The organism is Desulfomonilaceae bacterium, from assembly GCA_041662605.1.
Classification (GTDB): Bacteria; Desulfobacterota; Desulfomonilia; order Desulfomonilales; family Desulfomonilaceae; genus CAJBEZ01.
This window is the reverse complement of sequence record JBAZSD010000023.1, coordinates 1-24,685: the sequence shown is the minus strand read 5'-3', so window position 1 is coordinate 24,685 and position 24,685 is coordinate 1. Positions and strand designations below refer to the sequence as shown.

21 protein-coding genes and 1 pseudogene are annotated in these 24,685 nt (G+C 46.5%); 6 read left to right on the top strand and 16 right to left on the bottom strand.

Going from position 1 to position 24,685, the window contains the following annotated elements; translation table 11 throughout:
* Window positions 1-9 precede the first annotated feature (9 nt).
* The 7 genes from WC647_15435 to WC647_15405 form a co-directional block, all read right to left on the bottom strand.
* Entirely contained in the window at window positions 10-3,336 is a 3,327-nt protein-coding gene (locus WC647_15435; protein ID MFA6223701.1) for a PAS domain S-box protein, read from the bottom strand.
* Window positions 3,337-3,563: 227 nt separating this feature from the next.
* Window positions 3,564-4,637 (bottom strand): peptide-methionine (R)-S-oxide reductase MsrB, encoded by a 1,074-nt coding sequence (msrB, locus tag WC647_15430; GenBank protein ID MFA6223700.1) that lies wholly within the window; start codon window positions 4,635-4,637, stop codon window positions 3,564-3,566.
* 356 nt (window positions 4,638-4,993) lie between these two features.
* Window positions 4,994-7,414, bottom strand: a complete 2,421-nt coding sequence (locus WC647_15425; protein ID MFA6223699.1) for a VIT and VWA domain-containing protein — start codon at window positions 7,412-7,414, stop codon at window positions 4,994-4,996.
* Window positions 7,415-7,628: 214 nt separating this feature from the next.
* Window positions 7,629-8,597, bottom strand: coding sequence for a serine/threonine-protein kinase (locus WC647_15420; protein ID MFA6223698.1), 969 nt, complete (start codon window positions 8,595-8,597; stop codon window positions 7,629-7,631).
* A complete protein-coding gene (locus WC647_15415; protein ID MFA6223697.1) occupies window positions 8,590-9,480 on the bottom strand; it encodes a glycosyltransferase in 891 nt (296 codons plus the stop codon). Before WC647_15415 ends, WC647_15420 begins: the two co-directional genes overlap by 8 nt.
* Complete coding sequence (gene waaF, locus WC647_15410; protein ID MFA6223696.1) at window positions 9,480-10,568, bottom strand: lipopolysaccharide heptosyltransferase II; 1,089 nt, start codon at window positions 10,566-10,568, stop codon at window positions 9,480-9,482. The genes WC647_15415 and waaF overlap by 1 nt, the downstream gene beginning before the upstream one ends.
* Window positions 10,569-10,662: 94 nt before the next feature.
* Window positions 10,663-10,842 carry a Trm112 family protein gene (locus WC647_15405; protein MFA6223695.1) on the bottom strand — a complete coding sequence of 60 codons (180 nt, stop codon included), beginning with the start codon at window positions 10,840-10,842 and terminating at the stop codon, window positions 10,663-10,665.
* A 182-nt stretch (window positions 10,843-11,024) separates the two neighbouring features.
* Here WC647_15405 and WC647_15400 point away from each other — a divergent pair, with 182 nt between their 5' ends.
* Window positions 11,025-11,528: a DUF192 domain-containing protein gene (locus tag WC647_15400; GenBank protein ID MFA6223694.1), complete on the top strand. Its 504-nt coding sequence runs from the start codon at window positions 11,025-11,027 to the stop codon at window positions 11,526-11,528.
* A 19-nt stretch (window positions 11,529-11,547) separates the two neighbouring features.
* On the opposite strand, the gene WC647_15395 is transcribed toward WC647_15400, so the two are convergent.
* Both WC647_15395 and WC647_15390 read right to left on the bottom strand, forming a co-directional pair.
* Entirely contained in the window at window positions 11,548-12,414 is an 867-nt protein-coding gene (locus tag WC647_15395; GenBank protein MFA6223693.1) for a TIGR02757 family protein, read from the bottom strand.
* A gap of 29 nt (window positions 12,415-12,443) precedes the next feature.
* Window positions 12,444-13,133, bottom strand: coding sequence for a Crp/Fnr family transcriptional regulator (locus tag WC647_15390; protein ID MFA6223692.1), 690 nt, complete (start codon window positions 13,131-13,133; stop codon window positions 12,444-12,446).
* Window positions 13,134-13,313: 180 nt separating this feature from the next.
* Between WC647_15390 and WC647_15385 the strand changes: the two are divergent.
* The 5 genes and pseudogenes from WC647_15385 (at window position 13,314) to WC647_15365 (ending at window position 18,131) form a co-directional block, all read left to right on the top strand.
* Window positions 13,314-14,111 (top strand): annotated as a pseudogene (locus WC647_15385) (4Fe-4S dicluster domain-containing protein).
* Between the two features lie 189 nt (window positions 14,112-14,300).
* Complete coding sequence (gene hcp, locus WC647_15380) at window positions 14,301-15,938, top strand: hydroxylamine reductase (protein ID MFA6223691.1); 1,638 nt, start codon at window positions 14,301-14,303, stop codon at window positions 15,936-15,938.
* Window positions 15,939-16,114: 176 nt separating this feature from the next.
* Window positions 16,115-16,864, top strand: coding sequence for an HD domain-containing protein (locus tag WC647_15375; GenBank protein MFA6223690.1), 750 nt, complete (start codon window positions 16,115-16,117; stop codon window positions 16,862-16,864).
* Between the two features lie 32 nt (window positions 16,865-16,896).
* A complete protein-coding gene (locus WC647_15370) occupies window positions 16,897-17,655 on the top strand; it encodes a 4Fe-4S binding protein (protein MFA6223689.1) in 759 nt (252 codons plus the stop codon).
* Between the two features lie 221 nt (window positions 17,656-17,876).
* Window positions 17,877-18,131, top strand: coding sequence for a hypothetical protein (locus tag WC647_15365; GenBank protein ID MFA6223688.1), 255 nt, complete (start codon window positions 17,877-17,879; stop codon window positions 18,129-18,131).
* Window positions 18,132-18,220: 89 nt separating this feature from the next.
* Here the strand turns inward: WC647_15365 and WC647_15360 are convergent, their stop codons facing one another.
* From WC647_15360 to WC647_15330, 7 genes are all read right to left on the bottom strand, one after another.
* Window positions 18,221-20,602 (bottom strand): efflux RND transporter permease subunit, encoded by a 2,382-nt coding sequence (locus tag WC647_15360; GenBank protein MFA6223687.1) that lies wholly within the window; start codon window positions 20,600-20,602, stop codon window positions 18,221-18,223.
* 229 nt (window positions 20,603-20,831) lie between these two features.
* A complete protein-coding gene (locus tag WC647_15355; GenBank protein ID MFA6223686.1) occupies window positions 20,832-21,113 on the bottom strand; it encodes a TIGR04076 family protein in 282 nt (93 codons plus the stop codon).
* Between the two features lie 83 nt (window positions 21,114-21,196).
* Entirely contained in the window at window positions 21,197-21,697 is a 501-nt protein-coding gene (locus tag WC647_15350; GenBank protein MFA6223685.1) for a peptidylprolyl isomerase, read from the bottom strand.
* A gap of 74 nt (window positions 21,698-21,771) precedes the next feature.
* Window positions 21,772-22,527 (bottom strand): hypothetical protein, encoded by a 756-nt coding sequence (locus WC647_15345; GenBank protein ID MFA6223684.1) that lies wholly within the window; start codon window positions 22,525-22,527, stop codon window positions 21,772-21,774.
* Complete coding sequence (ald, locus tag WC647_15340) at window positions 22,524-23,654, bottom strand: alanine dehydrogenase (protein ID MFA6223683.1); 1,131 nt, start codon at window positions 23,652-23,654, stop codon at window positions 22,524-22,526. Before ald ends, WC647_15345 begins: the two co-directional genes overlap by 4 nt.
* A gap of 163 nt (window positions 23,655-23,817) precedes the next feature.
* The gene (locus WC647_15335) at window positions 23,818-24,081 is read right to left on the bottom strand and encodes a DUF1622 domain-containing protein (protein MFA6223682.1); all 264 of its coding nucleotides are present in this window, start codon (window positions 24,079-24,081) and stop codon (window positions 23,818-23,820) included.
* A gap of 40 nt (window positions 24,082-24,121) precedes the next feature.
* The gene (locus tag WC647_15330; protein MFA6223681.1) at window positions 24,122-24,475 is read right to left on the bottom strand and encodes a DUF1622 domain-containing protein; all 354 of its coding nucleotides are present in this window, start codon (window positions 24,473-24,475) and stop codon (window positions 24,122-24,124) included.
* Window positions 24,476-24,685: the final 210 nt, after the last annotated feature.

Sequence of the window (24,685 nt, the reverse complement as noted above, 5' to 3'; positions counted from 1 at the left end):
ATTTTCAAGTCACTGTGAACCAGCGTCGAGAGACGAGCGCACAATATTGAGTAATCCCCTTGCGTCGTATGGTTTGCTGATAAAACCCGTAGCCCCTAATTCCAGGTATTCTTCTAAAGGGCCGTTCGTAGGTTGTCCGCTTGCGATAACCACTCTCACTAATGGGTTAACTTTGATCAGCTCGCGCAAACACTGCTCTCCTCCCATAATGGGCATGATCAGATCCAGCAGGATGAGGCCGATTTCCTGCGTGTACTTTTCATAGAGCAATAGGGCTTCCTCTCCGTTCGCTGCTTCAATCACTTCGTAGCCGGCTTCACTCAAAATCTCGGAGGCCAAGAACCGAACCTGTTCTTCGTCATCAACTATTAGAACAGTTTCGGACCCTCCTGCGGTTGGACCGTCCTGGATATCTTCCTCAATTGTTTCCTCTTCCGCGCGTAAGGCGGGGAAATGAATTTCGAAGGTCGTCCCTCTGGAAGGTTCGCTTTTACAGGTAATATGCCCACCATGTTGCTGAACTATGCCGTAGACGACAGCGAGACCGAGGCCGGTTGACTTTGCAATCTCTTTAGTAGTGAAAAAAGGCTCAAAGATTCGTCCCACAGTTTCTGCATCCATACCGATTCCATTGTCGGAAACCCTCAAAAGAACTTGCCATCCGGTCTTGAAATCCGGATAGCCATTTGAGTGTCCCGGCTCAATGTAGATATTTTCGGTTTCGATGAGGAGTTTTCCTCCATCTGGCATAGCGTCTCGGGCGTTTATCACCAAATTCATAAGGACTTGCTCAATTTGAGTGGCGTCCCCGTTAACAGCCTGGATGTTGTCGGCTAAAGACAGTTCGATGTCTATCATCTTGGGAATGGTCCGCTCCCACATTTTGTTTGCCTTGACAATCACCCGGTTAAGATTAAGAGGACGAAGGTTGATCTCGGTTTTCCGACTAAACATCAATAGCCTCTTTACGAGATCAGCCCCACTTCGTGCAGCCTGGTTCATTTTTTCAAGCCCGTCTAGAGCTTTGGGCGTTATGTCGGAAAACGCCGGCAGCAGTTCTGAGTACCCGAGAATTACCTGTAACAGGTTGTTGAAGTCGTGAGCAATCCCGGCTGCGAGCGTGCCTATCGCCTCCATCTTCTGGGCCTGAAAGAGCTGTTCCCGTAATTTTGTCTTTTCTTCTTCCGCCGCCCTTTGTTCAGTTACGTCCTGCATCAGGAACAGTCTGGAAATTGTGCCATCCTTATGGATGATTGGCGAACTCACAACAAAATACCAACGGTTGTCCTTCGGACTGTGACGCAGGGTTCGGAATGTTACTGTACGTTGCGCATTCTTAAAAAAGCACCACGGACAAACATCCTGGAGCCCATGGACAACTTCGTGGCATTTACTTCCAACCGGATCGTATCCGGTCCGTTCCACCAAACGTTGATTTGCGAACTGGATCTCGAAATCTTGAGAACAAATGTGAATTATGCCGTCAAAGGCCTCCACGATTGACTGATATTTTGTTTGAGCCTCGTGAACAGCAGCCTCCAGTTCTTTACGCTCTGTGACATTTCGGGCTATGCCTTGTATTCCGACAACATTCCCATCCCGTCTCATCAGTCGACTTTTGACTTCAAGCCATACAGGAGTCCCATCTTTTTTTCTCGCGAGGATTTCGTATGGCCCTGTTGCCTCAACCTCTTCTTCAATCTTTTCCAGAAAGTTTTTCTCAGCAACAGACAAGAATTGAGAATCTGATACGTCACGAAAATTGAGCTTCAGGAATTCCTCGGGCCTATATCCCAATAGGCTATAAACGAGTTCATTAACGGATGTATAGTTTCCAGCCAGGTCATGAGTGTAGATCATGTCTGAGGCGTTTTCGAAAAGATCCCGGTAGCGTTCTTCACTCTCTCGAAGGGACTGCTCAATTTTTCTCTCTTTCGTGACATCGCGTCCACACCCTACCGTTCCGATCAGTTCTCCCTGTTCATTCCAAAAAGGCGACTTCTGCACATCGAGAAAAAGGAACTGGCCTTTTACATTTCCAAATTCGTCAAAACGTTTAGGTTTTCTGCTGTTGACAACTACAGCGTCTGAATCGACACAAACTTCTCCAAAAGTGTACCAGTCAGTTGTTTCAGGATTACTGTCCCTTTCCCGTTGAGCAAAAAACATGTCGTTTTTTCCTATCGGTTCATCCGTGTCTTTCGCATTTATCAGCTTCTCGCAGAAAGACCGATTTACAAATAGGAACTTCCCTTCCAGGTCTTTGGCCCAGATTAAATCCGGAGCGTTGTCACACATCAACCGCACGAGCGAATAGAGTTTCTTGTAGCGCTGTTCGCTTTCTCTGATTGCGTCGGCCGCTTTTTTAGCTTCGGAAGTGTCAGTCACAATGGCGATACCGCCTGCAACCTTCCCATCCGGGGAAATTATTGGACTGAAATCGGCTTTGGCCCAAGTGGCCTTGTTTACTGTCATGGATTGATATTCACCTTCGGAGTGCGCCGTTTGGCCGTTTAATACGTCTTTAACGGCGCTTATAACTCGCTCATCCTTCAGGTCGGTAATCATGTTAAGCCCGACTAAATTCTCGCGGTTAGAACCGATGAGATTTACAAATTCGGAGTTGCAATCGGTTAAGACTCCGTTAGAGTCAAAATGCAGGATACCAGCGGGCGAGTGATCGAAAATCATCTTCAGTTTTTCGCTCTGTTCTACAATGGTTCTACGCTGCAGAAAATCCATCCGCACATAACGCTCCATCGTATAGCAGGCCCACATGCCAGTGATGTTGAACGCCAAAAAGAAAAACGTATTGTTGATCAATATTGGTGTGGACGCGCCTCTTATAAAAACAGCCGTAATTTCATACAACGCAAAGACAGTCCAGGCCAGAGCCGTTGCGGGAATGAAACGCAGCCGTAAAAACACGTAATAGAACCAGATTGTAAGTAGCAATCCAGCGTAGTAAAGGTCACTTCCCGGCGGCGGCGCGAGCGCAATCATTACGACAATTCCCGCTCCCCCGATGAATGCCACGACGATGATCGAGGGCTCCATTAGCTTTTGAAAACGCTTGAAATAAGAAAAAATAACAATAAGAATCGCCAGGGGACAGAAGATAACGTATCTAATAATCCACGCCTGATATCTTACTTCGGGAATAATCGCTTCATCCAGGATGCCGAATAGGCCGTAGAGGATAGCCGCCAGTATCACGCTCAACCGGACCCGCCCAAGGGATTTCTCAAAATACTCGGTGCGGAAGGCTTGCTCCAGTTCGACATTTTCGAATTTTAGCGTCGCCCAATTATTGATCCTATCGAGAAGGGAATTCATTAATTTTCTCATCTAGAAGTTTGGAGTGTTTTCATGGTCATTATACTTACAAATACACCGCCTAACACACATAAATATGATGACTGCGCTTCCCCCTCGTATTAAAGATCAAATAATTGCTGATATTCCCAGACCTCAATGCAAAAACGATGGAATTAACCATTGTCATCAGTCTGCAATTCCTGATCAAATTGTTGGATTCCTCTCAACAAGACCAGGAATTGTAATCAATTTATCTCAAATAGTTTTTTGTATTGCCCGTAACCTTCCTTTTCCATGTCATCCCTGGGAATAAACCGAAGCGCGGCGGAATTCATACAGTAACGCAAGCCTGTCGGAGCGGGGCCGTCATTAAATACGTGTCCCAAGTGCGAGTCAGCGTGCCTGCTTCTTACCTCAGTGCGTGTCGTAAAAAAGCTTCTGTCTTCTTTTTCAACAATGTTTTGAGGTTCCAGGGGTTTAGTAAAACTGGGCCATCCTGTTCCGGAATCGAATTTGTCCAAAGAACTGAAAAGAGGCTCTCCTGAAACTATGTCCACATAAATGCCTGGTTTTTTGTTGTCCCAATATTCATTCTGGAACGCGGGCTCAGTGCCATTTTCCTGGGTCACTCTAAATTGGATGGGGGTCAATTTCTTTCTTAGATCTTCCTTGCCCAATTTCTGCGATTTATTTTCACTTTCTTTAAGGTCTTTCTGGTCTCTGTCATGACCCCATATTTTATCCAAATACTGATCACGACCGGCGTTGTACCTATAGAATTTATATCGAATCGGATTCTTTTTGTAATAATCCTGATGATAGTCTTCAGCCTTGTAGAATTTGGACGCCTTCAAGGTCTCCGTAACGATGGGCCTGTCGAATCTTCCAGATTCTTGGAGTTCCTGTTTAGATTTTTCCGCTATCTGTTTCTGGTCTCCGCTATTGTAAAATATGGCCGAGCGGTATTGAGGGCCCCTGTCCACGAACTGCCCACCACCATCCGTAGGATCTATCTGTCTCCAGAACACATCCAAGAGTTGGGAATAACTTATTTTTGACGGATCGTAGGTTACTTCAATGGCTTCTATGTCTCCTTTTTCAGCGTAATCCTCGTATGTGGGATCGGTTCCGGTTCCACCCGTGTATCCTGATACTACGCTTACTACACCGTCCAGCTTTTCAAACGGAGGCTGCATACACCAGAAACATCCACCTGCAAATATCGCTTTTTCCAGTTCAGTGTGTGCGCTTGCGATAGCTCCGAAAAACATCAGGCCGATTAACCCTCCGACAAGAACTTCGATAAATAGTGTGGTCATGATTTGATTCTCCTATGCCCGGTCATTCAGCCCCTGAATCTCATCCGCATCATGGGCCAAAGGCCCTTGTCCGATTCCGGAGCGCCTTATAGCATTTACTACCTTAGTTTGATGCGTTGGGATTCCGAGAGATTCCTGTTTCAGAGAATAGTCAACCTCCGACGCTCTTCAAAAAGTTGGGTGTTATAGACGAGATAAATGGGCTGGTGTCTAATCATGAAAGAAGTGAGCGCCACGCAGGTTGCGATGGCGCTCATTTTGGTCATGCCTTGCTGGAATCCTCGAGAAGCCGATTAACGTTCCCGGCCTCTTCAAAACAATTCTAGAGCTGATTTCACATCGACATTAAACACAAATTAACCGGTGACGGAAAATGGCTCAATCAGGCGAACCTCCGTAATCTTTTCAAGATCCGGCAAATTCTCAACAGAAATACTACCGATCACCATTTTCCCGGTCGAAGCCTGAAAAGTTATTTTCAGTCCCTTTTCTTCGAGCATTCTTATGATTTCCTCACTCGATCGACTCAACCAAACTTGGACTGTAAGCTTGCCGTCTTTAACTACTACTTTGCCACTCGAGTAATCCAAAGGTTTGTCTTTCATACTCACAAGCGCGACCAGCTCTTCAGAGAGCTTGGAAGATTTTGGCGCCTGATTTTTGGATTCAATGGGCATTGAGGAAACCTGCTTGTTCTGATCTACTTTTCGGGCAGGGGAACCTACGGTTCCAAAACCGGGTCTGGATCCCCCGTGCCCGGAGCGACCGGTGGTCATAGGGGTCGGATAGACATTGGCGCGTGATTCGTTCATTTTGGCCTTCGATCCTGGTCCGAAGACTCCTTCCCGGCTGACCCCCTGAGGCAACTCCACAGGGACGGTAACCGTAACGGGTTTACCATTAACGCTTACAACCGCATCTTCCACCGCCACGAAACTTGTGAACTGGGTCATAATCCTATGGACTAAAGCTACTTTAACTATTTCTTCCTTCACCGTTTTATCGGGGTTGCCCCGCTGGATTCCCATAAGATCCTGATCCACAAGTTCATCAATCTTGGAACGGGCCCACAGCGAGGAAATTGAGCTGTTTTTCGCTTCATTTTCAGGTAATGTTAGGCTCACATCCTGTTCGTAGGGCTTGCCGGCATGGAATCCTTTTATCTTGACGGTCCCTTTGCCGGATTTGGTATAACGGGCCTTAAATATTAGCGGTCTGTGAGACCACAAATCAGAAACATTGCCAGGATAGACATCCTGAAGAAACGAGCCTTCGCAACTCATAGTTATCTCGGTCAGAACAGGGGTGGAGATTCGTTCGTAGAATTTTTTGGCTACCGCCTCCTCAGGGCTGTTGAGAAGAATGTAGTCAGCGTCGCCACCGCCCACTCTCGCAACATTATCGAGCAGGAACTTGTTAACCGAATTCCCTGTGCCAAAAGAGAACCATCGGCTTTTGTCGCGAAGTTTCTTCACCATGGATATGACTTCAAAATCATTTCCTACAAGACCATCTGTCATAAAAGTCACTACACGAAGCCGATTTTCAGCGGGCTTCGTGTTTAGCGCCTCCCAGATTGCGGATATCATGCGTGTGCCGCCAGAGCCTTTGAGTGATTTCACATACTGGAGCGCTTTTGCGCGTGTTTCCGGTGTGTTTTCTTTAGGCGACGGGAAAAGCATGCGAGTCGTATCGTTAAAATCAATGACATTGAAAGTATCGTTAGGATTCATCCTGTCAATAATGTAATTGACTGTTTCCTTGGCTTTTTCAAGTGGAAGACCTTGCTGGGAACCGGAAACATCTATGATGAAAATCATTTCTCTGGGCGCGGTCTGTTCTCGGCTCACACGTTTTGGTGGAATAACGACCATCATCACGTAGCCGTCTTCTCCGTCCTTGTGGGCCAGTACTCCCGATTTTATCTGATCTGAGGCTACCAAGTAACTGAGGACAAAGTCGCGATTGGGGATCTCTTTCTTGTTCCTGAGAGAAACCAGCACCTTGCTCTCCCCTTTACGTTCAATGTCTACCTCATGAAGCTGGGATTCGATCTTTTCTATACGGACGCCTGCGTCGATGGAAACAGCCAGGTCTATTTCATGCCCTGCCCTCTTACCTTCTTCAGCGACTGGCGGAGTTATCCGACTTGCGTCTGGAACTTGCGAGGTGTCCCTGGCCCAACCTGTCCCTTGCTTGGCGTCAGGCTGACCGGGGATAAATCTTGGGCCTACTACCATAGGAAAATTAAATTTGAAAGCGCCATCTTCGTAATTGAGTGTTTCAACATATCTGATGGTGATCTCAACCTTCTCTCCCGGCATGATGTTTGCCACAGACTGGGTGAAAATATTTGGACGTTCCTGATCAAGCAGAGAGGCTACTTGTCCTTTGTCCCTGGCCGTTTCATAAATTTGTCTAGCTTCTTCCCGACGTTTTATTTCGCCGCGAATCACTTTATCGCCGACCTTCATAAGCATTTGATCCACCGCCCCGTCAGCGGACAGGGGAAATGTATAGATGGCTTCAATCTTGTCACTGCGTGGGTTGTGAAAGACCTGCTTGACTTCAACGCTCGCCACAAAACCTGACACATCGGCCTTGACCGAAGTATGTTCCAATGGACAGGTCGATTCAGTCTTGCCGTCCGGGTCAATAATTGTCAACCGGCCATGACCGAAAGAATCCCCTAAACAAGGTCCCACTATAACCCCCAGACAAAGAACTGCTCCCATCAGCCAGTTAATCAGTGACGGATGAATCCTCGAGCCTGTCATTTTCCACCGCCTTTTTGTTATTTTTTAATCTATTCGTAACAACGTAGAAAATCTGACAAGTGATCGTAGATCGGTTTCGAATTTAATGTCTTGTCCAGGCGCCGTTCATTCGAATGCGGTCACATTGACTGTTGAATAACGACGATTGTTTTTCAAATACTGCCACCATTTTGACAATGAAATCTTTTTGTTTGAGTGTCTTGGCAAGGTTCAACTATAGAAAATTATCGACACATTCCTTACCCTTGTTAATTATCGTCCAGTTTTCAGATATGTCACCTTCAGGTCCGACATAAAGCAACGTTTTTCCGTCAATCCTGGCAAACATCATTTCAAGAAGCCGCTTTTTGTCAATATTAAGCCTGTAGCAGCTACTGAAATATTGGTTAAAGAATTCCATTCTGTCGTCAAGATCTATTGCTGACGGTGTCGAAAGAAAAAGTTGTGAAAGATTCTTCGCCCTGATTTTGCATCCTACTGCGCCTTTACATACCCTCACATCATCGTAATCAAGCAGGGAAAATCCGATCCGCCGGACACCTCTCGCTCCCGAATTTGCGGCCTGTTTCTGATTGCTGTCTTCGAAAACCATTATGTTACATGTCTTTAGATCGGTGTGAAAAACACCCGAACTGTGAAGATGCGCCAGAAAATTGGCGAAGTAGTTCAAAAAATCAAGTTTTTCCTCTTTTGGCCAACCCTTTCTGATTCGTTTGACCATATATCGATCGAGTTCTTCGGCCTCTGGAAGAATTGGCATAACAAGCCATTCCTCGAATGAAATTCCAAACCTCATATTCCTGATCAACGCAATAGGGGGGGCCAAAGTAAATCCAAGACGAAAAAGATTTTCTCCTCCCTGAAACGCTCTCACTCCATGGGTCGCACGGAAAATACCTTTTATAGTATAACCTGTTCCACGGTTCTTGAAATGTTTTACACACAGCACAGGAGCGTCCGGCAGCGAAACGATAGAAACCGAAGTTTCCGGAGCGTCCTTCTTCACATTTACAGATCCAGAGCGAACCTGACGGTTATGTTCATAAAGCGCCGCCGTCGCAATATCTTTAATCTGTGCAACCGATAGATCAACAATGGATAGTGAAGATGGATTGACTTGTATGGAGAATTTATTGTCAGAACTACGAACGAATCGATTCGGTAAGGAGTCGCATTTAGCCATTTGCAGGGCCTGGTCGAAAAAATCTTAGTAAAGAAAGAATCTTATACCTGATGTAATAACGCCACGCCCTCGGCCTGAAGGGCGTTCTGTTCACAGCGCTGCGGAACCATTTCAGGGCGTTGTTCAGGTCGTTCAGGTTGACATAGGCTCTACCAAATGAAATATCATGATTTGACAATGTCTTCAGAAAAATTTTTCGTGGAATACGATCCGGGTCATAATTTTTCATAAGAATGTCATAAGTGTCTGACCTGACCCCTAACCTGTTGTGGCTCGTGTTTGAATCGTAAAACCTAATAAAAACCAGGGGCTTGTCAAGAAACGCTATGTCGTAATTCCTGGAAATTTTCAACCAGACATCAAATTCGTCTGCAAATCGATACTTTGTTGGAAATCCGCCTATTTTTTCCAGGACATCTCTTCGAATCATTACTGAAGAAGTATGTATGAAGCTTTCCGAAAAAGCCTTTACAAAAAGATCGCCCTTGGTCCATTTCCCGGGGCCTGTCGAGATGGTCCTGCTTCCGAGTCTGACGTGCTTGACCGCGACCATGCCGACTCCAGGATTAACACAAACAAAGTCTACCTGACTCTGCAGCTTATCCGGGGCCCATATGTCATCATGATCAAGAAACGCAAGCCACTCACCCTTACTTACTAAAGCCCCTTTGTTCCTCGACGACGCAATGCCGGAATTGGGTTGATCGACAAAGATCACATCGCTCTGTTGCGCAAGCCATTCTGCAGTGCCGTCATCAGAACCGTCATTGATCACAACGATTTCAAAGTCCCGGAAGTGTTGCCTCCGCACTGATTCTACCGTTTCTTTGAGTAATTCAAGTCGGTTATATGTCGGAATGATTACGCTTACAAACGGATTCATCACACACTGTGAGATAGCGCCATAATTTCAGACGCTTTTTGGGCTACAACTTCAGGGGTGAGATTCCTCATGCAGGTATGTCCCTTGTCGCGACAATTATGATCGTTGCATGGGGCGCATTCCGCTTTTCCTTGAATAATAAGCGCAAGCGGCCCAAACGGCGCAGTCGCCCCTGCAATGGTGGGGCCAAAAATTGTTAAACTTCTTGCGCCGGCCGCCACAGCCAGATGAGCGCTACCTGTATCATTGGAAATAACCAGGGAACTCTGATTCATTATACCCAGAGACATCACCATGTCGGATTTCGCCGCTAGATTAAAAGCAGAGCCTCGGGTCATTTGGCTGATTATACCATCCACCATGTCTCGCTCTTGGGGGGCTCCAAGAAAGACAATCCTCGCATCGAGTTCTTCTATGAGAAAATCAGCGAGTCTCGAATAATATTCCGCAGGCCATCGTTTAGCGTCGGAATTTACAGAACCTGGACACAGACATACTAAACGTCCTTTGAGGTCTGCGCCTTCATCCAGGAGAAGCTTTCGGGCCTTCTCTATCTCCACGGCAGGAAGTTTTATGGAGCAATCCGGTTTACCCAGGTATTGAAAACGGCCAAGCCTGAAATAACTGTCCAGATGTTTGACTATCTCCAGATAATAAAAAACCTGATGTCCTGAAAGGATGGACGGGATCAGCGGCGTTTTAATATTCAGGAATGATCCTCGCAAATCGGTAGGATAGCCGACTCTAAGCTTTATTCCCGAGAGCCAGGCTGTGAAAGCGCTCTCAAACGCGTTCTGAAAAAGAACCGCCATGTCAAAATGACCTCGCTGCAGACGGCCCTTCATCAATAACGGTCTCTTTAGAGCCCCCCCGTCTTTCTTTTCAAAAACTATTATTTCATCAGGAACCTTTGTCAGTCTCAACAAGGGTTCCAGATAGGCCGGTATCCAGAAAGCGATGTGAGCGGCGGGAAACATCTTGCGAAGAGCCCGCGCCGCAGGCAGACTCATAATCGTATCTCCAACCCAGTTAACCCCGCGAACAACTATCCTGGAAGGCGTTGACCCCTTATGCCTAACTGCCCTCATGCCCAATTTTCCTGCCAGTCATAAAATCACCTAAACTCGACACCTTTCTTTCGCCGGAAAACCCACTACCGGCGCTATGAAAACAAACGGAGTTCTATTCTTTTGAATCCAATGGGATGGCTTCATCAATCAGCATGATCGGGATGTCATCCTTGATTTCATATTTCAGACGACAGGCGTTGCAAATCAGTCCATCGGAATTTTCAGTCAGGATCAGGTCACCTTTGCATTTCGGGCATACCAGAATTTCAAGAAGTTTTGGATTTACCGCCATGTGCCACCTCGCCTTTTTATAAAATTGACATACGCCTCTGAAAATCGCTGAGAGGTCTATTGGTAGACGCTCATGGAATTTCAATGTCTCGGATCAGGTTGTTTAAAAGCGAATTCTTGTATATAACGAGCTGAAGGGAAGCGCAAGATCTCTCGACGCGATTATTTTAGGAACAAAATCTTTTGAAGCATGCCGTGCGGACATCCTTGACGGGACTAGCCTCTGTTTTTATAGCGCTAGGGCTCATTTTAGCTTTTTGCCCAGATTGGAGTTCAGCGCAATCCCAGTCCAACAATGACAATGTCTCTGTTAAGGTTTTGTCGGCGCCTACTGTTCGAATGACCTTGGGAACCAAAGCAATCGTCGCTACTCTGGCGAATACCGACAAAGCCAGAACAGAGGGTCTGCTCGGTTGGTCCGAGATTCGGGAAGAACAGGGAATGCTGCTTGATTTTATTCGATCAGGTGTATTCGCAATACATATGCAGGGCATGAAATTCCCGATCGATGCTGTCTGGATTGACTCACACGATGTGATCAGACTGATTTACGAGCAGATCCGGCCAAACTCAGGGATTGTATACCCATCGATATTCCCGGTTCGTTACTGTCTTGAAATCCCGGCGGGCTTTTGCAAAAAACATGGCATAAAAGAAGGCCAAAAAGTGGTTTTCAACAGCGATTGAGAAGCCACCGGGGCGCATATCATTCGACACCACACCCCTTGAGAAATTCATCAGGCTCCAGGTCATCTCTTATACCCAAACGGGTAAGACAAAAATCATAACGAACCGGATCATCAGGTTCAATTTTCCTGAAAGCCTCAGTCACTTCGAGCGCCGCCTTCAGGTCGGATTGGCTTCGTGAAGTAAGTTTCAGCCGTCGGCATATCCTCCCCATGTGAACATCCATAGGCACAATCAGTTTTGAAGGAGGGATCTGGTCCCATCCGCCCGGATCAACTGCGTCTTTTCTCACCATCCAACGCATGAACAGATTCAGACGCTTGCATGCGCTGCCGCCGGCAGGACTAGGCAGCAAGCTGCGCGGCCGTTCTTTAAATACCTCGGAGATAGCTGCTACAAGATAAGTAAGTCCATTAATTGTATTCTTGTCATTTGGAGAGTAGCCCTCAAGAAAACAGTCCCTGACGGATCCGTGAATCCTGATCACCCTGCCAACCCCAAACAGCACAGTCGCCAGTTCTTCCCCTTTTGTAAAACGATACTTGAAATCCTTAAAAGTCTGAAGAAGCTTTTCATGTGTGGCGTTCAACAAGAATTTTCGGGGGGGACCGATGGTGTCGAGCACATACCTCACCGTTTTTAGTATCTGCCATACACTTCCGTAAGCCAGGCACGACGAGATCAAACCAACTATTTCTCTATCCTCGGGGTCATCATAATCATAGAGAAATTCCAGAGGATCAGGGTGAACAAATTCTCTCCTGTTGTAAGTGTTGTACAAATCACACAGGTTGTCAGAGTATTCTTTCATAACCGGAAGCCTTAGATCGTTTGTCACTTGGATATAGCTCGATTCTCTTCCAGTTATACAGGACCGATAATCCATGAGGCAATGCCTTCGGTATACACATTTCTCTAAAGGCGTTTTGAACCGTCTGCAAGGTCTCTAAGGCCTTGCAGATCAACAATTCTGATTTTTGGACCGACGGCTTCTATATACCCCTGTTTGACCAGTCGGCCAAGAATTCTGGACAGGGTTTCCGGAATAGTGCCAAGCATCCCGGCCAACTGGCCTTTGGCTACGTCCAGAGACAACTCAATAGAGTCAGATTCAGTCTTACTTAAGTATAGGAGATAGGCGGCCAGCCTCCCTGGAACCTCCTTCAAAGAAAGATCTTCCACCAAAGCGGCAAAACGTCTTAGACGCCGGGAAAGAACTCCCAGCATGTTCATGGCCAGTGATGGGTTCTTGCTTATAAGATCAGTAAAGGCTTTTCTAGGAAAAAAGATACAAACAGTATCCGCAAGCGCTTCGGCATGCGCTGGAAATTGACGCCCTTCAAAGACCGGAGCCTCTCCAAAAGGCTCCCCAGGCCCAAAGACATGAAGGATTTGCTCTTTCCCTTCGCTTGAAATCTTGAAGATTTTAATTCGGCCCTCTTTTACTACATAGAAACCGTTCCCTGGGTCTCCTTCATTAAATATTGATCCTCCCTTTTTGAATGATTTTTCCAGGGAGATCGTGTTTAGATCCTCTAATTGGTTGTCAGGAAGACCCTCGAACAGTGGAATCAGACGAAGAGCTTCAATAAGACTCAAAGCCACCTCCTTGAAACGATATTGTGATTCCAGTTTTTGGTATAAAGTTGCGCATCTGGCCCTAAATTTACGTTATGCAGGAACATTTTACCAATATAAAGCTCTGAAACTATAAGATCGGCGTAGACTTGATTATAAGTCAAACTAATATAAAATATGAATGAACATTGATGGGAGATTATTTTTATGCGTTGGAGCCCAGCAGCCGAAGAAGCCATAGCCAAAACTCCATTTTTCATTAGAAGGCGGGTTAAGAAAAAAGTAGAACAGGAGGCTGAAAAGCAGAACGCCTCAGAGGTGACAATTGAACACGTCAGAATCTGCCAGCAAAATTTTCTGAAAAACATGGACGATGAAATAAAGGGCTTCCAAATCGAAAGCTGTTTTGGATCGAGTGGTTGCCCAAACAAAATCCCTCCCCGAGATGACCTCACAATAACCCTCGAAAAAAACTTACAGTCCAGAAAACTCAAGACCTTCCTAAAATCCAAGGTTGGTGGCCCTCTGAAATTTCATCATGAATTCAGAGTTTCCGTGTCGGATTGCCCTAACGCCTGTTCCAGGCCCCAGGTGGCGGATCTTGGAATAATTGCGGCGGTAAAGCCGGCTCTTACTGATGTGGAGTGTAGCCGGTGCGCCGCTTGCGCCGAGGTCTGCATCGAAAAAGCAATCTCGATGAATGATCAGATGTGGTTGCCCAAAATTGACATGGAAAAGTGTCTGTTCTGCGGACACTGTATCAGGACATGCCCCACAGGGACTCTTGTCCGGGGCAGGCAAAGATACCGCGTTATGGTAGGCGGTAAGCTCGGTAGACATCCCTGACTCGCTTCAGAGATACCAGGTCTCTTCTCGGAAAATGAAACCGCGCAACTCATTGATCATATTTTGGATTTCTACATGGCCCACAATAACAGAGGTGAGAGATTCGGAGAAATCATAGAGCGTGTCGGGCTTCAGGAATTTCTCAAGACAGTCATGTAGTCGTAGCCTTCTTTCCAACAAATTGGAAATTTTCTCTCGGTTGATCAAAAAATTGACATTTTTTTTGCGGGCTTGACTTAAGTCAAGGTCTTTGGATCACCCAACCTCCATATTGTTTACAGATACTTCAAGTAAATCGAATTCAAGTGTTTCCCGATTCAGTCGGAACCAATAAAACAGGAGGACAAAATGGCTGACAAGATGTTTTGCTACCAGTGTGAACAAACTGCGGGCGGTATCGGATGCACCCGAGCGGGTGTCTGTGGAAAATCCCCGGAAACTGCTGCGCTCCACGATCTCCTGACTCACGCTCTCAAAGGTATGGCATTGTTTGCGGTCGAAGGTAGAAAGGTTGGTGTTGTGGATCACGCAGCCGATGTTTTCACCAATGAAGCTTTATTTGCGACTCTAACCAATGTCGATTTCGATGAGGACAGATTTCCACCCATGATTAAGAAGGCGGTGGCATACCGTGACGGTCTGAAGGAGAGAGTCAAAGCGGCAGGGGGAAAGGTTGATTTCACCGAAGACGCAGCTACGTTTAAACCGGCCCCAGATAAGCAGGGCATGATAGAACAGGGATTAACCAAAGGATTCAAGGCTGACTCGGACAATCAGGATATAGTGTCATTGAAGCACACCTTGATCTTTGGGTTAAGAGGAGTGGCTGCCTATGCTGATCATGCCAGGATCCTTGGAAAAGAAAATGATGAGATTTACGCATTCGTGTCAGAAGGACTGGCAGCGACACTGAGTCACAACCTGAATCTTAATGACTGGGTAGGTCTGGTACTAAAATGCGGTGAGATCAACCTTAAAACCATGGAACTGCTTGACGCCGCAAACACAGGGGTCTACGGCCACCCGGTTCCGACAAAAGTGCCTCTCGGGCACAAGACCGGCAAGGCGATACTTGTATCAGGGCACGACCTCAAGGACCTGGAGGAAATCCTTAAGCAGTCGGCAGGCAAGGGCATTTATGTTTATACCCATGGAGAAATGCTACCCACACACGCATATCCGGGTTTAAAGAAATATCCGCATTTTTACGGCCATTTCGGAACCGCATGGCAAAACCAGAAAAAGGAATTCGCTGAGTTCCCCGGCGCTATTCTGATGACTACCAACTGTATTCAGAAACCGGCTCCTTCCTACAACGACAACATCTTCAGCACCGGGCTTGTAGGCTATCCAGATGTAAAACACATCTCGGATAAGAATTTTGCGCCCGTGATCCAAAAAGCATTGGAGATGCCTGGTTTTACTTCAGATTATCAAGGCAAGGAAGTCATGTGTGGTTTCGCCAGAAATGCAGTGATGTCTGTCGCGGACAAGGTAATCGACGCGGTGAAGAGTGGAGCCATAAAGCACTTCTTTCTGGTTGCCGGATGTGATGGAGCCAAACCCGGCCGCAACTACTATACCGAATTTGTTGAGAAAACCCCAAAGGACACTGTCGTCTTGACATTGGCCTGCGGAAAATTCCGCTTCTTTGACAAGGACCTTGGAGATATCGGCGGAATTCCACGTCTTCTGGATGTCGGCCAATGCAATGACGCTTACTCAGCCATCCAGATCGCAATAGCTCTGGCTAAGGCCTTTAACTGTGGAGTCAATGAACTGCCGCTCTCGATGATTCTATCCTGGTATGAACAAAAGGCTGTGGCCATCTTACTGACCCTCTTTTACCTGGGAATAAAGGGAATTCGTCTTGGCCCGAGCCTGCCGGCGTTCATCACCCCTAACGTGCTCGACACCTTGGTAAAGACTTTTGACATCAAACCTATTAGTACGCCGGATGAGGATCTAAAGGCGATCCTGGGCTGATCCGCAAGTATTGATGACTATCAAGGCGCAGGAATCTAAAGGAATCTACACTCATCTTAATTAACAGAATAGTATCAATCGGAAATTGATTAAAAACTCTTCGCGGCGCATGCCAATGTTACAGACCATGCGCCGCCTATAAAAAACGACTCCTTTAGTGGAAAGGAGATACAGCCATGAAATGTCCCGGTCAGGATCCCCGTTATTGGAAATTTGACGCTATCTTTGAAACCGAATGTCCGAACTGCGGATCCAGGATAGAGTTTTTTAAGGACGAAACCCGTCGTAAGTGCAAAAAATGCAGCCAGTACGTTTTAAACCCCAAAATGGATTTTGGTTGCGCCGCTCATTGCAAATTTGCCCGACAATGTTTCGGAGATCTTCCGCCCGAGTTAATGAAACAGAAAGAAGATCTTTTCAAAGATCGAGTCGCCGTGGAAATGAAGATGCGACTTAAGAACGATTTTAGACGGATAGGTCACGCTTCCAGAGTGGCTTCACTGGTTGAAAAATTAATAGGCTCGGAGAAGTCAAAACCTGCCGTACTTCTTTCGGCCGCTTACCTGCATGATATTGAACCGATTGATTCTCCAGGACAGGCGGATATTACCGGTAAAAAGGAAAAATCTACGGCTGTGGCTCGCGAAATACTCGAAAAATTGGACGCCCCTGAAGAAATAATAGAGGAAGTATGTGACATAATTAAACATCTAGATGATCCAGGATCTTATCAATCCAGAGATCTCGATCTGGTTCATGACGCCCATCTCCTGGCTTCTCTTCAGGAAAAGATGAAAAAATCAGAGCTGGACCCTAGCTTCCTCTCAGAAGTTATTGATAGAGACTTTGTTACAGACTCAGGACGGAGCCTCGCGTACGAATTGTTACAAGCGCCGGCTACCAGTTTACGCGCCGTAGCAAATTGAAAAATGCGAGACAAAAAGAGAAGGAAATCAAAATGAAATTCAAGAGAAATATAATAGAAATAAATGAGGACCTCTGTACAGGTTGTGGCCAGTGCGTTACCGGCTGCGCTGAGGGGGCTCTGGAAATAATAGACGGAAAAGCCAAACTTGTATCGGAAGTGTATTGTGATGGTCTCGGCGCCTGTATCGGCGAATGTCCGTCCGGAGCCTTAAAAATAGTTCAGAGAGAGGCTGAGGACTTCGACGAAGAGGCCGTAGAGGAACGCCTAAAGAACTTGCCCGAAGAAGAAAAGGAACAGCCTAAAACCATGGCGTGCGGTTGTCCTTCTTCCAATATTCAGACTTTCGCGGCTTCGAGCTGTTCCTGCGAAAAGGCGAATGAACCCAGTACCCAACACGCCATTGGATCCGAACTTACCCACTGGCCTGTTCAGATAAGGCTAATTCCACCAACTGCGCCTTTCCTGAAAAACGCCGACTTGCTGGTCGCGGCCGATTGCGCAGGGTTTGCTTACCCCAACCTGCATAGAGACTTGCTCAAAGGCAAAATACTTCTTATCGGTTGTCCAAAATTTGACGATTCACGGGCCTACATCGAAAAATTCGGCGAAATTTTCTCGTCAGCCTCTATCAAGAGCGTAACAGTCGCTGTGATGGAAGTGCCATGTTGTTCCGGATTGCCGGAAATAATAAAAATGGGCATGAAAATGGCCGGGAAGCAAATTCCTCTGGAAAAGGTCGTAATAAGCGGAAGAGGACAGATTCTGCGGAGGGAAAAATTGGCCGCGTAAATTCGTTTATTATACTCATTCTTATGAAAAGGCCTGGAGCGTAACTGTCCGCTCCGGGCCTTTGTGTTTAATTTCGTGGCTTCAGATCCACAACATACCTCATATCATTTATCTTGACCTTATTTCAAGGTGTTGATAATAAAACATCATGTATTACATTACTACCAGGAATTAACCTGTATTTATTCGGGTTTTATTCTGTTTGTCAGAAAAGGTGAAGCATGAAAAAAATCGTCGTTCCAATGTCAGCTTTAATTTTTGCATTCGCTTCCTTTGGATTCGCTGCGGATACGCCAAGTCCGGCCGACGTCACAAAAATGGAATCCCACAAGAAATACATCTGGGGTGTGCCGGCAGGAACGGCTCTAAAAAAAGATGTCTCAATTCCTGTAGATGAAACTCTGAAGGATTACCAGGAGCCCGTAGTTCAACCCCCTCATTCAATGAAGTTTAAATGGGGAGTAGACGCCGACTAGCGCCTGGGTAACGGATCGGTTCAGAACCCCGGTTTGCCGTCAGCGGCTCAAGAGATCTCACACCCCATATCGGGCTACATTTCGTCTTTTCATGAAGCCATATTCTTTCGAATATGGCTCTTTTGTTCTCTGGCGCAAATATCCGTAATTGTTTTGCGGATCCGCTTGGAGGTCAGGATCAGGGCCGGCAGAAAAATCAAATCCCCGAAGAGCCCAAGCGTAATTGCGGAACAACCAAGTATTCCGAAAAAAACAACAGGTCTAAACGGCGAAGTGGCTAAAGCCAGGAAACCAAGCAATACCACGACCGACCATGACGCAATCTGGCGCGCGGTAAACCTGTATGATCGAAACACGTTTTCTTCTATCGATACGTCTGGATTGAGGGTTATTTCCCTTTTCAACTGGGTCAGGTAATGGATTGTGTTGTCGACCGCCAGTCCGATCGCTACAGTGGCGGCGAACACGGTAACCATATCGAGAGAGATTCCGAACCAGCCCATGATCCCGAAGACAGCCGCAACGGGAGGAATATTAGGTATAAGACAGATCAGCCCGAGCATAAAAGAGCGCAGTTGAATCATCATGAGTATAGTGATCAGAATTGCGGCTATGAACATCGACTCTACCTGATCTCTTATCAGCGTCTTAGTTTGAGAAGAGACAAGAACCAGGTCACCAGTGACCGTGGCCTTCCCCTCCCCCGCCATTATCTCATTAGCGATATCCTGAATCTGTGAAATTGTCTCTCCAATAGGCCTGTCCGGAGAGTTCTTTATCTGTATGGAAATTCTGGTCTTGTCAAAGTTCTCACTGATATATCTGTCGGTTATTTTCTTCCCGCCTTCACTCAAGGATGTCATGAAAAGAAGTTGGGGGATAAGATTTGGATTAGAATATATGTCTTGCGAATTGACGGCGTTTCCCTGAGTTATTTTGTTCAAATAAGTCAACACGCTGGCATAGGAATCCGTTGAAACCACATCCGGAATACTTCTGACTCGTTTCTCCAGCTCAGCGATCTTTTTCCACATTTCCGGCTTCTTAAACTCGTTCGGTTTGGATTCGATGAAAAGCTCAAGAGTTTGAGCGGGAGCCAGGTTCTTTTCAACGAAGCGGATATCCCGCACCGTTTGAGTTGATTCATCGAGCATTCGGAATAACTGAGCGTCGCTGTTGATCCTGGGTGAACCGGCAAGCAGAAACAGAGAGAGGCCTAAAGCGAAAAGGACAACTGCTCGAGCGTGTTGAGATATTAGAGATTCAATCGCCTTGAGAATTCTTTCCAGCCAGTCTACCAAAACATCCGAGGATTCAGTTGTGTTCAACGTCTTCATCATCGAGAATAACGCTGGAGTCATTACTATCGCCAGCCCGTAAGAAATTAAAACTCCCACCGACATTATGAATCCAAGGTCCCGGACCATTGGGATCGAACTTATCATCAGTGTTCCAAAACCAACAGCGGTGGTCGCTATGCAGATAAAACACGGCCTGGCGAGCCACCTTACCGACATCTTCAGGGCGCTGATCTTGTCATTAACTATCTTATGGTAGAGGTGATATCTGACAACCATATGGATCACTATTTCAATCGTGGTGATCGGAACAAACCCAAACGCAAGCGCTGTAGTTGAATTAAGCGGGATATCCATTGCCCCCATCAGCCCCAGGACCCACAACACACAAACACTAAGAATAAAGTTCGTGACCAATGTGACCCGGAAACTCCTGAAAACATATACTGATACAATAGTGGCTATCAGCATGCACAGGACGCCGAACACTATTCCAGTCTGAATACTGTATTCAACTATGGCCTTTCGGATAAATGCAGGACCTACAATCCTGTAGTCCTCTACGAGTTTGTTTCCCTTGAGATCCCTGTTTACAATCCGGACGATCTGTTCGTAAATTGCGTCTTCATATTTCAACTTCTCTTTGACTTTTACAGCGATGCCAATTGTCTTGAAGTCTGATGAAATGAGAAGATTAGTCATGGGGAGAGATCGCCGTAAATTTTCCAACGATTCCTTAGCAGCGGGAACGATTTTTCCCTGGACACGCTCGAACAGTGGAAGATTGCCGAAAGACCCGTTTTTTTCCTGAAAGATACGTAGGTTTGTAAGGCTGACAACTTCCGAAACACCGTCAACATGTTCAAGTGTCCTTGTCAGCTTGTCTATGATGTTCAAGGTAGGCGAATCGAATATCCCTGAATGACTCTTAATGACGATAAGGGTGAATTCTTCATTTCCGAAAGTATCGATGAATTTCTTGTATTCGTGATAGGCGTGAGAGGTTCTGTCGATACCTGTTTTAAGAGAAGGATCAGTCTTGAGTTGAACGGCAAAGTAAGCGAAAATTATTGAGATGACCGCTATTACAGTCACCAATAGTTTTCTGTGATCAATAATCGTATCAAGGCGGTTCGGGTTGGAAAGATCCAACTTGTCCTGGTTGTTATTCACAAAAAGCGGGCCTGCCTTCTATCCGAATTGTTTTCCAATTATCATTTTTTACGATAACGAAGTTATATTATTAGAAAAGTGTTAGATCGTCAAATTGTGTTGAGGTTTTTCTATTCGGGATGTAGGGGCATTGAAGGGTGTTACCAGGGTAGGCCGAAATATGCCAAACGGGATGACTGCGGCAGATATAGCCGCAGTCGGTCCCGTTCATTTTGGTTAGCGATCCGTGTCACTCACGGATTCGTTTAAGTTCGATCGTAACAACATTCGATTTATCGAAACAATCCATCTCAACCACGTCGGGGTCTCCCCATTCGCTCGGGAAACCGCCTCCAAATTGCAGCATGACCAGGTATGGGAAGATCTGGTGGTAAAGAAAACCGCAGAGTCCTCCAGTGTCATGGCCGCTTAACTCAATCTGATCACCCACGCCGTGTCCGGCGCTGCATGATCCTTTTACTCTCTTGATTGTTCCTATTATTCTATAGCCGAGCCTCGGTTTATGTTCCATCGTTACCCTCCTCCATGGCGCTATGAGATCATCGCAGAGTAAGGGCCCAGGACCTCAGTGGCCACTTTACCGGAATATAAGTCTCACTTTTTGTCCAGAATTTTATTCCAGGAGTCTAAATAACTTTTGGTATTTGCGAATAACTCGGTTGTGTCGCCATCAATGGATACGCTTTCTATCACGTCACCCTGTTTAATGCTGTTAACCACATGTTGATCTTCTGGACTCATCACTTCCCCAAAGACTGAATGTTTACCATCAAGCCAGGATGTCGGAACATGTGTGATGAAAAACTGGCTCCCGTTTGTGTTAGGGCCCGAATTCGCCATGGACAGGATGCCGGGTTTGTCATGTTTAAGGGTCGCGGCAAATTCGTCTTTAAACTTGTAGCTTGGGCCACCAGTCCCTGTTCCGAGAGGACACCCCCCTTGAATCATAAAGTCTTCGATGACCCTATGGAACTTTAGACCGTTGTAAAAGCCCCTTTGCGCCAGGTTTACAAAGTTAGCTACCGTTATCGGCGTCAGGTCTGGAAAAAGTTTGATGTGGATATCACCCTTATTCGTTTTAATAGTTACGTTCATTACATCTCCTAATTTGTTTTGATGAAATTGGCCCCATCCAAGGCGCCATTACTATAACAAGGTTCCAATAGTTTTTATTGCTTTGTTCCGGGAGAGTCTTCGACGCCAAGTCGGAAAGAAGCCTCTGATAACAGAGGTCTTTCATGACAGAGAAAAAATAGGCCCAGGAGACACTTCATGAAAAGATCATAATGCGCCAGCCTTCTCTTTTGATCCCTGCCCCTGGGGTCGTCCGGACTGTTGTATCCATGAAATACGCTGTTTCTCGCAAGGTAAATGGAAAATCGACATTTCTGAATCGACTCAAAGTTGGCTTTTGACGCCTCAACGATCCCTTCCCTTACCTGAACAGGGTTGGACAACACCGTTGAAAGTTCAGAAAGGTAATGGAAAAATCTTGTTCCCGCTGACGCTGGGAGTCTCCTGTCTGAAGGAGCCATGGTCCATGATCCCTCGAGATCCGTCAAACCGCCTAAGGGACTGAAAGCCATACCCAAGAGCGGCGGCCTCTTTGAACATTTTTTTCGCAGAAATTTTTCCAGGCCTTTTTGTTTCGCGGGCTCCGAGATCGATTCCACGGATTTGCCTGACTTCAGGCTTTTGTCCTCGCCCGGTTCAGCATTCCAGGGAGTGAGTTTTCCTTTCATCCACGAGGCTTCCCAATCATACTGGTAAATACTGTTGTAAATAAAAAAATTATAGACGAAAGACGTTGTTGGCATTGTCGAGCGACTTTCGCCATCCGGATATTCCGCGTAATGTTTCATTTCTGCGTTTTCGCGATAAGCTTCATACATAACATCTATGAAATTAGTCATTTCAGGGGTCATTTCGTTTGCCTCCCAGTATCGACTTGATCAATGGGGCTGTACGGATAGCCAAGGGCATGAGCGACTTGTTCGTGTGTGACCAAACCATTGTACAGATTTACCCCTTTAGCCAGCCGCAAGTCTCCATGAGCGGCCCTATCAATCCCTTTTTCGGCTATCGCCAACGCAAATGGCAATGTGACATTCGTTAGAGCGAAAGTGGAAGTCCTTGCGACCACTCCCGGCATGTTGGGCACGCAATAATGAATCACATCGTCCACGAGGAACGTGGGGCGCTTGTGAGTGGTCGGCCTGGAAGTCTCTATGCAGCCTCCCTGGTCTATGGCCACATCGACAATGACAGCTCCTGCTTTCATCTGACGGATCATATCTTTTGTAACAACCCGGGGAGCGCGGGCCCCAGGGATCAAAACCGCTCCAATAACCAGATGAGAGTTCAAGACGGCATACAGGACATTATCAGGGTTTGAAATCAATCCCGTCACCCGGTTTCCAAAGATCTCGTCCATGTAAATTAGACGTCGCTGGTCGACATCCAGAACATTTACATTCGCTCCCATTCCTACAGCAATTTTCGCCGCCGCCATTCCAACTGTTCCGGCGCCTAGAATAGTTACACAACCACGCCTCACACCGGGAACCCCACCGAGCAGAACGCCTCGACCTCCCTGGGTTTTTTCCAGAAAATGCGCCCCTACCTGAACCGACATCTTGCCGGCGACTTCACTCATTGGCACAAGAAGCGGCAGAAAACCATCCTGGTTCTGTATGGTCTCGTACGCCACGGCTATTATTCGGGCGGCCAGAAGGGCCTCAGTAAGCTGCGGGGCAGGCGCCAGATGGAGATAGGAGTACAGTATCTGCCACTCATGGAACAGGGGGAATTCGCTAGTTTGAGGTTCTTTGACCTTCATGATCATGTCCGAACGATCATAAACCTCCACGGGGCTCTCCACTATTGCAGCCCCCGCTTCCCTATATTCTCCGTCGGTTATCCTGCAGCCTTCGCCTGCGCCCTTCTCTATAACTATCGAATGGCCGTGTTCCGTGAGAGTTCTGACTCCTGATGGAACTATTCCGACTCTGTATTCGTCTTCCTTGATTTCCTTAGGGATTCCTATGATCATTTTTTAAGCTCCATAAGGGTTATACCGTCATTTCCGTCTCATGTCGCCTGAAAGAACGCTCTTCCCTGTCTTCAGGCAGCGGAAACATCCTTTTCAGTCATGGATATTGGCCTCGGCCAATCTTATCGTTTCAGGCGCAACACGCGCCGAAGATTTGTCAGGGCTATGCGGATTCTTTTGTAGAGAGAAGTTTTTGACTCAGAAATACTTTCTTGATCACGGTTCTTAATACAAGAATTGTCAAAAAAAGCCCCAGTTGGTTCCAGCTTTGCAATTCAACAGTTTTTAAAAAAGCTCCCACCAGTTTTATATTCATTCCCAGAAGAGCCCCATTGGCCACCAGCATTCGCGCCATGTGCCTGTTTCGCTGTGTCAGGAAGACAACAAAGCCGGCGCAGCAATAACCAAAAGTTACCAGTGAACTCAATATGTCAATCGATAGTATGAAACTGTTGAGACCATACATCCTATGCGGCGCTCGCTTTCGCCCTTTCTTCGGCTTTGTCGATTTCTTTCTGCAGGAAAAAGTTCAAGGCTGTCCTGATAATTATTATTGCGGCGAGCTGACCGATGTCGTTCCATGAAGGGGCTACGGCGGTTCGCAAGACGTCCGCCGCCAATTCGAATTCCAGGGCCAGGGTGAGCCATTGCCCCAAATTTAATCGAATGTCCTCCTTGTTGAACTGCATGTCTTTTCTGTGAATGACCAGCGCCAGCACCTTGGCTGTGGCCTCAACCGCTCCATAGGCTATTATAATTGCAGCGGCGCCTTCAACGAAGGCCGCAAGGTAGATGGAACAGTGTCTGAATATTTCCAGCATGAGGGGCGCCTATGAAATTTGACAAGTCGAATTCAGGGACTTTCGCTGTCCAACAGCGATAAACATAAGCGTAACTATACTTTAGGGAGCCTCTAAAAATCACTTTTTCAGTCTTAGGATTCCCTAAAATTCCACAATTCAGCATGATGTGATTAGAATTTTCATCATCACAAGTTTATAAATCATCTTTTTCGGGCTAATTTTAACCGT

Coding starts and splice junctions, on each gene's coding strand:
- WC647_15435 (MFA6223701.1), bottom strand. CDS start 3,336: ATGAATTCCCTTCTCGATAGGATCAATAATTGGGCGACGCTAAAATTC.
- msrB (MFA6223700.1), bottom strand. CDS start 4,637: ATGACCACACTATTTATCGAAGTTCTTGTCGGAGGGTTAATCGGCCTG.
- WC647_15425 (MFA6223699.1), bottom strand. CDS start 7,414: ATGACAGGCTCGAGGATTCATCCGTCACTGATTAACTGGCTGATGGGA.
- WC647_15420 (MFA6223698.1), bottom strand. CDS start 8,597: ATGGCTAAATGCGACTCCTTACCGAATCGATTCGTTCGTAGTTCTGAC.
- WC647_15415 (MFA6223697.1), bottom strand. CDS start 9,480: ATGAATCCGTTTGTAAGCGTAATCATTCCGACATATAACCGACTTGAA.
- waaF (MFA6223696.1), bottom strand. CDS start 10,568: ATGAGGGCAGTTAGGCATAAGGGGTCAACGCCTTCCAGGATAGTTGTT.
- WC647_15405 (MFA6223695.1), bottom strand. CDS start 10,842: ATGGCGGTAAATCCAAAACTTCTTGAAATTCTGGTATGCCCGAAATGC.
- WC647_15395 (MFA6223693.1), bottom strand. CDS start 12,414: ATGGATTATCGGTCCTGTATAACTGGAAGAGAATCGAGCTATATCCAA.
- hcp (MFA6223691.1), top strand. CDS start 14,301: ATGGCTGACAAGATGTTTTGCTACCAGTGTGAACAAACTGCGGGCGGT.
- WC647_15375 (MFA6223690.1), top strand. CDS start 16,115: ATGAAATGTCCCGGTCAGGATCCCCGTTATTGGAAATTTGACGCTATC.
- WC647_15370 (MFA6223689.1), top strand. CDS start 16,897: ATGAAATTCAAGAGAAATATAATAGAAATAAATGAGGACCTCTGTACA.
- WC647_15365 (MFA6223688.1), top strand. CDS start 17,877: ATGAAAAAAATCGTCGTTCCAATGTCAGCTTTAATTTTTGCATTCGCT.
- WC647_15355 (MFA6223686.1), bottom strand. CDS start 21,113: ATGGAACATAAACCGAGGCTCGGCTATAGAATAATAGGAACAATCAAG.
- WC647_15350 (MFA6223685.1), bottom strand. CDS start 21,697: ATGAACGTAACTATTAAAACGAATAAGGGTGATATCCACATCAAACTT.
- WC647_15345 (MFA6223684.1), bottom strand. CDS start 22,527: ATGACCCCTGAAATGACTAATTTCATAGATGTTATGTATGAAGCTTAT.
- ald (MFA6223683.1), bottom strand. CDS start 23,654: ATGATCATAGGAATCCCTAAGGAAATCAAGGAAGACGAATACAGAGTC.
- WC647_15330 (MFA6223681.1), bottom strand. CDS start 24,475: ATGCTGGAAATATTCAGACACTGTTCCATCTACCTTGCGGCCTTCGTT.